Source organism: Streptomyces sp. NPDC048462, assembly GCF_043200175.1.
Classification (GTDB): Bacteria; Actinomycetota; Actinomycetes; order Streptomycetales; family Streptomycetaceae; genus Streptomyces.
Genome location: NZ_JBICXG010000004.1, coordinates 168,314 through 179,777, shown reverse-complemented (window position 1 = coordinate 179,777; position 11,464 = coordinate 168,314). Strand labels below are relative to the sequence as shown.

Below are 11,464 nucleotides of genomic sequence, written 5' to 3'. Positions count from 1 at the left end.
GTCTACTCCCCCTCCACCTCTGCCAGTTCCTCCAGCATCGAGGTCTCCAACAAGAACGGATTTGAACCCAACGGGTCTACCAGGGCCCGCACCCCTTCAGGCAGCAGATCTACCAGGTCCTCGGCTGTGGTCGACGCCCACTCGCACACTCCCGCGAAAAGAGCCAGCCCCTCCCAGGAGGTGAAGACCGGCACGATCGGACCATCAACCGTCTCGGACACGAAAAAACCGGGGCTCTCCGGCCGCTGGAAGTACAGCCGTGCGGAGCTCAGTTGAGCCAACCGTTCCGCCGGAGTCATCTGCGCCATCGCCTCGTCGCGGACCAGGTCACGCAACGACATCCCTGTTCCCCCCTCTTCCATCCGGGCCCTGAGCTGGACGAAACACGGCAAGGATCATTGCATGTTCATCGGTATCGGCGCTGATGGAGAGAGCGATGAAACCCACTGGAACGATCGTGTGGCAAACGCCGACCCCGCAGCCAGCTTCTTCCCTGCCACGATGGTCAGGGGTGACCACACCCGGTCCTGGCGTGGCGGCAACGGCCACTTGCGTCGGACTCCGGACGGCACCGCGCAGTCCGGGTCCGGGGGTTCGGCATCCAGTTTGACGTAGTTCTCCAGGATGCAGTCGACTGGGACGCGCGGCTCAAGGCTGCGTGTCGGCTCAGTCGGTGGCCCGGTGGAGCGTGGTCCGTCCGAGGCGGGGCTTCGCGGTCGTGCCGGTGGCGACGCGCCGCCAGGCCCCGGCGATCACACGTTGCCCGTGCTCGATGTCCTTCCGTACTGCGACCCGGTCGCAGGTCGTCGTCCGGCCAGCGCCTTTCGCGACCGGCCGACCGTACACCTTCCGTACCCGCTCTTCGAACTCGGTCGGTCCGGCGGCATCCGCGGCGTCGATGCCCGCCTTCGACGGCGGCACCGCGTCGTCGACCTCACGTCCCAGGGCTCATCGAGGCGGCGGCCAGACTGCTCGACGCGGACGACCCGCACACCGCGATCCGCCGCGAGAGCGCCGAGAAACTCGGTGTCAGGCTCGGGCCGCTCCCCCACGTCCTCGACGCCAACATGAGCCGGGCTCCGTCACCGAACCCCCTGCACTTCTTCGCCGCCCCGATGTCGATGACCGGCTCCGCCGAGAAGGGCTCGCTGGCCTCCGCCCGTCCCAGTCGTCCGAGGCCGTGTCACTGAAGGGCCATAGACGCTGAGCGAGAACGGAGCCAGCCAGCTTCAGGCCGGAAGACCGAGGCGTCGCGCTAGCATCGCTTCAGGGGCAGATCAAGTAGCGCAACGCACTCCACACGGTGTACCCGTCCAAGCCTCGTAAGCAGATCGAACAAGCTCACCGGAACTACAAAATGGCAGGTCAGACGCCCTTCTCTGCTGGCTCTAGAACAGCAACACACTCAACATGCGAAGTCATCGGGAACAGGTCGAACGCCCTCAGCGTCCGCACCTTGTAGCCGCCCTCCGCGAAGTACGCCAGGTCCCGCGCCAGGGCCGCCGGGTCGCAGGCCACGTACGCGATGCGGCGGGCGCCGAGGGCGGCGAGGCGCTTGACCGTCTGCTTGCCGGCGCCCGCGCGGGGCGGGTCGAGGACGATCAGGTCGGCCTCGGTGATGCCGGTGCGGGGCAGGATCTGGTCGACCTTGCCGTGCTCGATGCGGACCCGCTCCAGGTCCTTGAGGTTGTGGCGGGCGTCCTCCACCGCGCGCTTGCCGGACTCGATGCCGAGGACCGCGCCCTTGTCGCCGAGGCGTTCCGCGAGGGAGCCGGCGAAGAGGCCGACGCCGCAGTACAGGTCGAGGGCCATTTCGCCCTTGCGCGGCATCAGGCCCTGCATGACGGCCTTGACCAGGGTGTACGCGGCCTGCGGGTGGACCTGCCAGAAGCCGCCGGAGCCCACGCGGTAGGTGCGCTCGTCGGCGCGTTCGCGGACGAAGCCCCGGCCGTGGACGCGGTGGACGCCGCCGTCGTGCTCGTCGACGCGCAGGACCGAGACGGGCTTGTCGAGCTCGACCAGGGGCAGGCGGCCGCCGGTGCGGGGGGTGAGGATGACCTGGCGGTCGTTGGAGCCGGTGGCGGCGATGGCCTCCACCGTGGCCATCTGGGGCCAGTCCTGCTTCTCGATGCCCAGTTCGGCGACGCCGGGGGCGGCGATCAGGCACTGGTCGATGATCTCGATGTCGTGCGAGCGGTGCTTGCGCAGGCCGACCCGGCCGTCCTCGTCGATGGCGTACTGGACGCGGGTGCGCCAGGCCGGGACCTCGCCCGGCGGGAGCTTGTCGCCCTCGGCCGGCACGACGGTGCCGTCCCAGCCGGCCTCCTCCGGGGTGAGGCCCGCGAGGTGCTGGAGCTGCTCGGCGATCACCTCGCCCTTGAGCCGCCGCTGGGCGCCGGGCTTGGCGTGCTGCCAGTCGCAGCCGCCGCACTTGCCGGGGCCGGCGAACGGGCAGGGGGCCTTCACGCGGTCCTTGGACGCCTCGATGATCTGCACCGCGTCGGCGCGCAGGAAGCGGGCGCCGGCCGTGCCGTCGGTGACCCTGGCGACGACCGTCTCGCCGGGGAGCGTGTGGCGGACGAACAGGACCTGGCCCTCGGCGGTCCGGGCGATGCAGTGGCCGCCGTGTGCGACCGGGCCGACCTCGACCTGGTACTCCTGCCCCACCAGAGACTCTTCCGCCTGCGCCTGTGCGGCCTGCGTCTCCCCGGTCTGCGGCGAAGTGGATTCGTTCTGCATGAGGGGAGGGCTCCAGAGATCAAGGGGTAAAGGCGAACGGCGAACGGCCGGACAACAACCTACGAGTCTACGTGGGTGTCGTACGGCCGCTTACCAGGACGGGATCTGACAGGAAAGGAGCGGAGAGGAGCGGACCGGAACAGCGGATGCCGGTCAGCCCTTGTGCGAGTGCTCCTTGGACCTGCGTTCCACCGGGCCGCGGCGCACCGAGCCCGGGGCGGTCCAGTCCGCACGCCTGCGGGCGCGCTTCTTGGCCGCTTCGGAGGACTCCAGCTGGTACGGGACCGAGGTGACCATCACACCCGGGGTGAAGAGCAGCCTGCCCTTGAGCCGCAGGGCGCTCTGGTTGTGCAGCAGGTGCTCGTACCAGTGGCCGACGACGTACTCGGGGATGTACACGCTCACGACGTCGCGCGGGCTCTCCCGGCGCAGGCCCTTCACGTACTCGATCACCGGGCGGGTCACTTCGCGGTACGGCGAGTCGAGGATCTTCAGCGGCACGTTGATGCCGCGCCGCTCCCAGTCCTCCCTGAGGGCCTTCGTCTCGGCCGGGTCGACACTGATGGAGAGCGCCTCCAGGTGGTCCGAGCGGATCAGCTTGGCGTAGGCGAGCGCGCGCAGGGTCGGGCGGTGGAGCTTGGAGACCAGGACGATCGAGTGGACCCGGGAGGGCCTGATGCTCTCGTCGGACGGGGTCTCGTCGGCGGCGATCTCCGCGGCGACCCGGTCGTAGTGCTTCCGGATGGCGGTCATCGTGCCGTAGAAGATCACCATGCCGAGCAGCGCGACCCAGGCACCGTGAGTGAACTTGGTGGCGAGGACGACGACGAGCACCAGGCCGGTGAAGAAGGCGCCGAAGGTGTTGATCGCGCGGGAGCGGATCATGTGGCGGCGCTTGAGCGGGTCCTTCTCGGCCCGCAGGTGACGGTTCCAGTGCCGCACCATGCCGGTCTGGCTGAGGGTGAAGGAGACGAACACGCCGACGATGTAGAGCTGGATCAGCCGGGTCGAGTCCGCGCCGTAGATGACGACCAGCAGGATCGCGGCGCCGGCCAGCAGCACGATGCCGTTGGAGAAGGCGAGCCGGTCGCCCCGGGTGTGCAGCTGGCGGGGCAGGTAGCTGTCCTGGGCCAGGATCGAGCCGAGCAGCGGGAAGCCGTTGTACGCGGTGTTCGCGGCCAGGAAGAGCACGAGTGCGGTGGCCGCGGCGAGGATGACGAAGAAGAACGTTCCGTCACCGAACACGGCGGCCGCGACCTGGGAGATCACCGGGTCCTGGACGAAGCCCGAACCGACCGGGGAGCCGTTGTTGATCAGGTCCTTCGCCGGGTTCTCGGCCATCTTCACATCGGTGGCCATGGCCAGCCCGATGATGCCGCAGAACATGGTGACGGCCAGCAGGCCCATCGCCGCGAGGGTGGTCGCGGCGTTCTTGCTCTTGGGCTTGCGGAACGCGGGGACGCCGTTGCTGATCGCCTCGACTCCGGTGAGGGCGGCGCAGCCGGAGGAGAACGCCCGCAGCAGCAGGAAGACGAGGGCGAAGCCGGACAGGCCCTGGTGCTCGGCCTTGATCGTGTAGCCGGAGGTCGGGGCGTGCATGGTGTCGCCGAGGACGAGCCCTCGGAAGGCGCCCCAGATGATCATGATGAAGACGCCGGCCACGAAGAGGTACGTGGGGATCGCGAAGAGCTTCCCGGACTCCTTCACGCCGCGCAGGTTCATCACCGTGAGCAGCACGATGGCCGCGACGGCACAGGCCGTCTTGTGCTCGACGACGAACGGGATCGCGGAGCCGAGGTTCTCCACCCCGGAGGCGATCGACACGGCGACGGTGAGGACGTAGTCGACCAGCAGGGCGCTGGCCACGGTCAGTCCGGCCTTCGGGCCGAGGTTCGTGGTCGCGACCTCGTAGTCGCCGCCGCCGCTCGGGTACGCGTGCACGTTCTGCCGGTAGGAGGCGACGACGGTGAACATCAGGACCACGACGGCGACCGCGATCCACGGGCTGAAGTGGTACGCCGACACGCCTGCGATGGACAGCACCAGGAGGACTTCTCCGGGCGCGTAGGCCACCGAGGACAGCGGATCGGATGCGAAGACGGGCAGGGCGATGCGTTTGGGGAGGAGTGTCTCCCCCAGCTTGTCGCTGCGCAGGGCCCGTCCGATCAGGATCCGTTTGGGCACGTCGGTCAGTTTGGACACGCTGTGGATCGTAAGGGTTCCGTATGGGGCCCGCCCACGCACCACCCCCGTATCACTTGAATCTCCTGCACTCGGACGGAAAAGCCACGAAATCCTTAACGCAATCCTTGCGCCGTGACCCTCGAAAACGCACCGGAACAGTCCGCGAGCCGCCCCTTTGCCATCGCGGCCCCGGGGAAAGGACACTCGAATGAGGCAACGTACCCGGCGCCGCATAAGCTCATCCTGGGCAACGGGACGAACCGTTGCCCCATTGTTTGCCCGGCCAGCCGAGGAAAGAGTGTGAGCAGGGTGTTTTCGCAGGTCAGCCGGACGACCAGGACTGCGAGGTAGGCGCAAGGTGCACATCGTCATCATGGGCTGCGGGCGAGTGGGAGCCGCTCTCGCGCAGACCCTGGAGCAGCAGGGGCACACGGTCGCCGTCATCGACCAGGACCCCACCGCATTCCGGCGCCTCGGCTCCGGATTCGGCGGCCGCCGTGTCAGCGGGGTCGGTTTCGACCAGGACACCCTCCGCGAGGCGGGGATCGAGGAGGCCGGTGCGTTCGCGGCGGTGAGCAGCGGCGACAACTCGAACATCATCGCGGCCCGGGTGGCGCGCGAGATGTTCGGCATCGAGAACGTCGCGGCCAGGATCTACGACCCCCGGCGCGCCGAGGTGTACCAGCGGCTCGGTATCCCCACGGTCGCCACCGTGCGCTGGACCGCGGACCAGATGCTGCGCCGGCTGCTGCCCTCGGGCGCCGAGCCGCTGTGGCGGGACCCGAGCGGCGGTGTGCAGCTCGCGGAGGTGCACACCACCCCGTCCTGGATCGGCCACAAGATCAGCACGCTGCAGGAGGAGACGGGCGTCCGCGTGGCGTTCCTCACCCGATTGGGCGAAGCCATACTGCCGTCGTCGCAGACGGTGCTGCAGGAGGGTGATCTGGTCCACGTGATGATGCGTACGGACGAGATCGCGAAGGTCGAGGCGGCCTTCGCCGAGGGCCCTGAGGAGGGCGGTCACTGATGCGTGTCGCGATTGCCGGGGCCGGTGCGGTGGGCCGTTCCATCGCGGCCGAGCTGCTGGAGAACGGCCACGAGGTGCTCCTCGTCGACAAGGCGCCGACCGCCATCTCGGTGGAGCGGGTGCCGATGGCCGAGTGGCTGCTGGCGGATGCCTGCGAGATCACCTCGCTGGACGAGGCGGCGCTGCAGCGCTGCAACGTCGTGATCGCCGCGACCGGCGACGACAAGGTCAACCTGGTCGTCTCGCTGCTCGCCAAGACGGAGTACGGCGTGCCGCGGGTCGTCGCCCGGGTGAACAACCCCAAGAACGAGTGGCTGTTCAACGAGTCCTGGGGCGTCGATGTGGCGGTCTCGACCCCGCGGCTGATGTCGGCCCTGGTCGAGGAGGCGGTGAGCGTCGGTGATCTGGTCCGGCTGCTGCGCTTCAGCCACGGTGACGCCAACCTGGTCGAACTGACGCTGCCCCCGGAGTCGGCGCTGGCCGGCACCCAGGTCGGGGAGGTGGCGTGGCCCGAGGACACCTCGCTGGTGACGATCATCCGCGGGCAGCGGGTTCTGACGCCGAGCACGGAGGAGACCCTGGAGGCCGGTGACGAGCTGCTGTTCGTGGCGGCCCAGGCGCGCGAGGAGCAGCTGGAGGACCTGCTGTCGGTGCGCCGGGGGGACCCGGAGAGCTGACGCGCGTACACACGGAAAAGGGGCCCGGTAGCGCCAGTGGCGCTACCGGGCCCCTTCACGTGATACGCGAGCCTCAGTACTCCTGGCCGCGGGCCGCCTCGGCGGCCGCCGCGCGGGTCTGCTCGGCCTTGCGGTCCTTCTCGGCCTGCTCCTCGGCCTCCATCTCGGCGAAGACGTCGATGGGCGGCGGCGCCTTGGCCAGGAAGACCCAGGTGAGGTAGACCGCGAGCAGGAACGGCGGGATCTTCAGCGCCACCAGGACCCAGCCGAACTGGGTGGTGTCACCCCACCAGTACAGCGGGAAGAGGATCGCGCACTTGGCGAGCAGGATCAGTCCCCAGGCGTAGCTGGCCTTGGCATAGGCCTTCTTGCGGCCCGGGTTCCTGGTGCGCCAGGAGAGGTTCTCCTTGAAGACCGGGCCCAGGATCAGGCCGATCAGCGGCAGTCCCGCCACCGTGGTGACCAGGTAGGCGAGGGCCAGTCCGAGCGTGTAGATCATGCCCGGGAGGTAGAAGTCCTTGGCGTTGCCGGTCATCTTCGCGAAGACGACACCGAAGGCCACACCGAATACGCCGCTGAAGGCGTGCTTGACGGTGTCCCGGCGGATCAGCCGGACGGCCACGAGCACCAGCGACACCGCCACGGCCGCGACGGCCGAGTACGTGAGGTTCTTGTCGATGGTGAAGATCGTGACGAAGAGCAGTCCCGGCAGGACTGTCTCCACCATGCCCCGGATGCCACCGAAGGCCTCGAAGAGCGCGGCCTCGGTGACCGCCTTCGCGTCGGCCTCCTGCTGGTCGGTGCGGGTGGTGGGGTCCGTGTCGGACGTCGGCTTGTCAAGAGACGTCACCGGCTACTCCTTGCCGAGCGGTCGGAGTTCGTATTTGGGGTTGAACAGCACCCGGCGCCCGTGGCTCATGGAGATCCGGCCCGAGGCGATGAGCTTACGGCCCGGCTCGATGCCCACGATCGAGCGGCGGCCGAGCCAGACCACGTCCAGCGGAGCGGTGCCGTCGAAGAGCTCCGCCTCCAGGGCGGGCACTCCGGCGCGCGGTCGCAGGGTGACCGTCCGCAAGGTACCAGTGACCTTCACGATCTGGCGGTCGCTGCACTCGGAGATCCGGGTGCATCCCGAGGCGTGCGAGTCCTCCGCCAGCTCCTCGCACTCCAGGTCCTCCTGGGACGTGGAGAGCCGGTCGAGCATCCGGCGGAAGCGCCCGGACGGCCGCTCGGCCTTCCCGGCCTTCTCGAATCGAGGAACAGCACTCATAACCGAAGGGTACCGGTCCCCGGGGGTGGTGGCGGGTGGCCACCGTCCCACTCGAACGAGTTACGGGGAGAGGCGCCCGGCTGACGTCAGGCGCGCTCGAAGCGGTAGCCCATGCCCGGTTCGGTGACGAAGTGCCGGGGGTGCGAGGGATCGGCCTCCAGCTTGCGCCGCAGCTGCGCCATGTAGACCCGCAGATAGTTGGTCTCGGTGCCGTACGACGGCCCCCAGACCTCCTGGAGCAGCTGCTTCTGACTGACCAGCCGGCCGCTGTTGCGGACCAGTACCTCCAGCAGGTGCCACTCGGTGGGGGTGAGCCGTACGTCCCGGCCCTCGCGCTGGACCTTCTTGGCGGCCAGGTCGACGGTGAAGCCCGTGGTCTCGACGATCACGGCCTGGTCGCCGCCGTCCTGCCCGACGGGCTCGGCGCGGCGCACCGAGGCCCGCAGCCGGGCCAGCAGCTCGTCCATGCCGAACGGCTTGGTGACGTAGTCGTCGGCCCCCGCGTCCAGCGCCTCGACCTTCTCGTCGGAGGTGTGCCGGGCGGAGAGCACCAGGATCGGCACCCGGGTCCAGCCGCGCAGTCCCCTGATCACCTCGACGCCGTCCATGTCGGGCAGCCCGAGGTCCAGGACGACGACGTCGGGGTGGCGGGCGGCGGCGAGCTGGAGGGCGGTCGCTCCGTCGGGCGCGGCGTCCACCTCGTACTTGCGCGCCTTCAGGTTGATCACGAGGGCGCGTACGATCTGCGGCTCGTCGTCGACCACAAGCACCCGGGTCATCTCGGTCCTGCCTTTCTGCTGTACGTCGGGGCCGCGGCGCTCTCCGTGGAGTTCACCGCGGATCATGAGGTGACCCGCGCGGGCAGGTCGGGGGCGACCGGGACGTGTCCCGAGGCCGCCCTGAGGGTCAGGACCATGGTGAGGCCGCCGCCGGGGGTGTCCTCGGCGTCCAGCGTGCCCCCCATGGACTCCACGAAGCCCCGGGCCACGGCGAGGCCCAGGCCGACGCCGGCGCCGCGCGGGGCGTCGCCGTAGCGCTGGAAGGGTTCGAAGATGCGTTCCTTGCCGTCGTCTGGGACGCCCCGGCCGCGGTCGGCCACCCGGAGCTCGACGCGGGCGCCCAGCGCGCTGGCGGCCACCGTGACGCGGTCGCCGTCGGGGCTGTACTTGACGGCGTTCTCGACGATGTTGGCGACGGCCCGCTCCAGCAGCCCGGGATCGACGGCGACCATCGGCAGCGTCTCGGGGATGTCCAGGTCGACGCTGTCCTCGGGCACCCCGCCCAGGGCCATGGGCACGACCTCGTCAAGGTCTATCTCGCGGATCAGCGGGGTGACGGTGCCGGTCTGCAGCCGGGACATGTCCAGGAGGTTGCCCACCAGGTGGTCGAGGCGGTCGGCGCCGTCCTCGATCCCTTCCAGGAGCTCGGCCTCGTCGTCCTCGGACCAGGCGACGTCGTCGGAGCGCAGGGAGCTGACGGCGGCCTTGATGGCGGCGAGCGGGGTCCGCAGGTCGTGGCTGACGGCGGCCAGCAACGCGGTCCTGATCCGGTTGCCCTCCGCGAGCCTGCGCGCCTCCTCGGCCTCGCCGACGAGGCGCTGGCGGTCCAGTACGACGGCGGCCTGGGCGGCGAAGGCACCGAGCACCCGGCGGTCCTCTGCGGGCAGCACCCGGCCGGAGAGCGCGAGGGCCATGTGGTCGCCGACGGGCATGTCCACATCGGCCTCCTCGGGCCGGGCGACGGGCCCCGGCCCGACGCTCCCGGCGCACGTCCACGGGTCGACGTCGCTCTGCCGCTCGAGGAGCGCGACGGACTCCATGCCGAAGGTCTCCCGGACCCGGTCGAGCAGCGCGGCCAGGGTGGTCTCGCCGCGCAGCACGCTGCCGGCCAGGAAGGACAGGATCTCGGACTCGGCGCGCAGTCTCGCGGCCTGGTGGGTGCGGCGGGCGGCCAGGTCGACGACGGAGGCCACCGCGACGGCCACCGCGAAGAAGATCACGATGGCGACGAAGTTCTCGGGGTCCTGGACGGTCAGGGTGTGGGTGGGCGGGGTGAACCAGTAGTTCAGCAGCAGCGAGCCCGCGGCTGCCGACGCCAGGGCCGGCAGCAGCCCGCCGAGCAGGGCGGCGGCGACGGTCATGAAGAGGAAGAGCAGGACGTCGTTGGCGAGCCCCGGGCCGTTCTCCAGGCCCTTGAGGAGAGCTGCGAGAAGGACCGGGCCGCCCACGCCGACGATCCAGCCCCAGATGATGCGGGCCCGGCCGAGCCGGGCGCCGCGGGCGATGGGCAGGCCTCGGCCCTTGGCTACCTCGTCGTGGGTGACGATGTGGACGTCGAGGTCGGTGCCGGACTCGCGGGCGACGGTGGCGCCGACGCCGGGCCCGTAGATGTACTGCCAGGCCTTGCGGCGGCTGGAGCCGAGGACGATCTGGGTGGCGTTCACGCCCCGGGCGAATTCCAGGAGCGCCGAGGGTATGTCGTCGCCGATGACGTGGTGGAAGGTGCCGCCGAGGTCCTCGACGAGCGTGCGCTGGACGGTGAGCTCCTTGGGCGAGGCCGAGGTCAGTCCGTCGCTGCGGGCGATGTAGACGGCGAGGATCTCGCTGCCGGAGCCCTTGGCCGCCATGCGGGAGGCGCGGCGGATGAGGGTGCGCCCCTCGGGGCCGCCGGTGAGCCCGACGACTATGCGTTCGCGGGCCTGCCAGGTGGTGCGGATGTTGTGCTCGCCCCGGTACTGCTGGAGGTATTCGTCGACCCGGTCGGCCACCCAGAGGAGGGCCAGCTCGCGCAGGGCGGTGAGGTTGCCGGGGCGGAAGTAGTTGGAGAGCGAGGCGTCGATCCGGTCGGGCTTGTAGATGTTGCCGTGGGCCATCCGCCTGCGCAGCGCCTGGGGCGACATGTCGACGAGTTCGAGCTGGTCGGCGCGGCGGACCACCTCGTCGGGCACGGTCTCGCGCTGGCGTACGCCGGTTATCGACTCGACGACGTCACCGAGGGACTCCAGGTGCTGGATGTTGACGGTGGAGACCACGTCGATGCCGGCCTGGAGGAGTTCCTCGACGTCCTGCCAGCGCTTGGCGTTGCGGGAGCCGGGCACGTTGGTGTGCGCCAGTTCGTCCACCAGGGCGACGGCGGGGGCCCGTTCCAGGACCGCGTCGACGTCCATCTCGGTGAAGGCCGCGGAGCGGTACTCGATCTCGCGGCGGCGGGTCTGTTCGAGGCCGTGCAGCATGACCTCGGTGCGCGGGCGGTCGTGGTGCTCGACGAAGCCGACGACGCAGTCGGTGCCCCGCTCCACCCGGCGGTGCGCCTCGGAGAGCATGGCGTACGTCTTGCCGACGCCCGGTGCCGCACCGAGGTAGATCCGAAGTTTGCCGCGCGCCATGGCCCCATTGTCTTTCCGAAACCCGGCTGCGGCCGATGCGGCAGCCTCTGTCGAAGCTACCTCGTGAATTTCCGGCATATCGGGCGGGGGGTGCTGGAGCGGACCGTATTGACGTAATTCTGATGCCGCTCCCCGGCCCGCCCGGGGCGTGGTCGTCCGCTCCCGGGCGGGCCGGGGAGCGG

Annotated in this window: 10 protein-coding genes and 1 pseudogene; 3 read left to right on the top strand and 8 right to left on the bottom strand. The window is 69.8% G+C overall.

The annotated features are described in order from the left end of the window. Positions 1-2: 2 nt before the first annotated feature. On the bottom strand, positions 3-341 hold the full coding sequence (locus ACGFU6_RS09360) for an SseB family protein (protein ID WP_393609293.1): 339 nt from the start codon (positions 339-341) through the stop codon (positions 3-5). A gap of 325 nt (positions 342-666) precedes the next feature. Further along, positions 667-921, bottom strand: a complete 255-nt coding sequence (locus tag ACGFU6_RS09355) for a hypothetical protein (protein ID WP_393609291.1) — start codon at positions 919-921, stop codon at positions 667-669. 26 nt (positions 922-947) lie between these two features. Between ACGFU6_RS09355 and ACGFU6_RS09350 the strand changes: the two are divergent. Continuing rightward, positions 948-1,115 (top strand): annotated as a pseudogene (locus ACGFU6_RS09350) (GDP-mannose pyrophosphatase); the annotation flags it as partial. 250 nt (positions 1,116-1,365) lie between these two features. On the opposite strand, the gene ACGFU6_RS09345 reads toward ACGFU6_RS09350, so the two are convergent. Continuing rightward, positions 1,366-2,739 carry a class I SAM-dependent RNA methyltransferase gene (locus ACGFU6_RS09345; RefSeq protein ID WP_393609289.1) on the bottom strand — a complete coding sequence of 458 codons (1,374 nt, stop codon included), beginning with the start codon at positions 2,737-2,739 and terminating at the stop codon, positions 1,366-1,368. A gap of 153 nt (positions 2,740-2,892) precedes the next feature. Then, the gene (locus tag ACGFU6_RS09340) at positions 2,893-4,941 is read right to left on the bottom strand and encodes an APC family permease (protein ID WP_393609287.1); all 2,049 of its coding nucleotides are present in this window, start codon (positions 4,939-4,941) and stop codon (positions 2,893-2,895) included. 340 nt (positions 4,942-5,281) lie between these two features. Here ACGFU6_RS09340 and ACGFU6_RS09335 point away from each other — a divergent pair, with 340 nt between their 5' ends. Then, positions 5,282-5,950, top strand: coding sequence for a TrkA family potassium uptake protein (locus tag ACGFU6_RS09335; RefSeq protein ID WP_024490560.1), 669 nt, complete (start codon positions 5,282-5,284; stop codon positions 5,948-5,950). After that, the gene (locus ACGFU6_RS09330; RefSeq protein ID WP_363030636.1) at positions 5,950-6,627 is read left to right on the top strand and encodes a TrkA family potassium uptake protein; all 678 of its coding nucleotides are present in this window, start codon (positions 5,950-5,952) and stop codon (positions 6,625-6,627) included. Before ACGFU6_RS09335 ends, ACGFU6_RS09330 begins: the two co-directional genes overlap by 1 nt. A gap of 73 nt (positions 6,628-6,700) precedes the next feature. On the opposite strand, the gene ACGFU6_RS09325 is transcribed toward ACGFU6_RS09330, so the two are convergent. The 4 genes from ACGFU6_RS09325 to ACGFU6_RS09310 form a co-directional block, all read right to left on the bottom strand. Next, positions 6,701-7,477, bottom strand: a complete 777-nt coding sequence (locus ACGFU6_RS09325; protein ID WP_393609284.1) for a DUF3159 domain-containing protein — start codon at positions 7,475-7,477, stop codon at positions 6,701-6,703. Between the two features lie 3 nt (positions 7,478-7,480). Next, a complete protein-coding gene (locus tag ACGFU6_RS09320; RefSeq protein WP_363025965.1) occupies positions 7,481-7,897 on the bottom strand; it encodes an OB-fold nucleic acid binding domain-containing protein in 417 nt (138 codons plus the stop codon). Between the two features lie 86 nt (positions 7,898-7,983). After that, positions 7,984-8,676: a response regulator gene (locus tag ACGFU6_RS09315; RefSeq protein ID WP_123527934.1), complete on the bottom strand. Its 693-nt coding sequence runs from the start codon at positions 8,674-8,676 to the stop codon at positions 7,984-7,986. A 62-nt stretch (positions 8,677-8,738) separates the two neighbouring features. Then, the gene (locus ACGFU6_RS09310; RefSeq protein WP_393609283.1) at positions 8,739-11,282 is read right to left on the bottom strand and encodes an ATP-binding protein; all 2,544 of its coding nucleotides are present in this window, start codon (positions 11,280-11,282) and stop codon (positions 8,739-8,741) included. Between the last annotated feature and the right edge of the window lie 182 nt (positions 11,283-11,464).

What these genes read in the sequence shown, in the direction of transcription:
- ACGFU6_RS09310 (WP_393609283.1), bottom strand. Translation starts at nt 11,282, where the DNA reads ATGGCGCGCGGCAAACTTCGGATCTACCTCGGTGCGGCACCGGGCGTC.
- ACGFU6_RS09315 (WP_123527934.1), bottom strand. Translation starts at nt 8,676, where the DNA reads ATGACCCGGGTGCTTGTGGTCGACGACGAGCCGCAGATCGTACGCGCC.
- ACGFU6_RS09360 (WP_393609293.1), bottom strand. Translation starts at nt 341, where the DNA reads ATGTCGTTGCGTGACCTGGTCCGCGACGAGGCGATGGCGCAGATGACT.
- ACGFU6_RS09320 (WP_363025965.1), bottom strand. Translation starts at nt 7,897, where the DNA reads ATGAGTGCTGTTCCTCGATTCGAGAAGGCCGGGAAGGCCGAGCGGCCG.
- ACGFU6_RS09330 (WP_363030636.1), top strand. Translation starts at nt 5,950, where the DNA reads ATGCGTGTCGCGATTGCCGGGGCCGGTGCGGTGGGCCGTTCCATCGCG.
- ACGFU6_RS09345 (WP_393609289.1), bottom strand. Translation starts at nt 2,739, where the DNA reads ATGCAGAACGAATCCACTTCGCCGCAGACCGGGGAGACGCAGGCCGCA.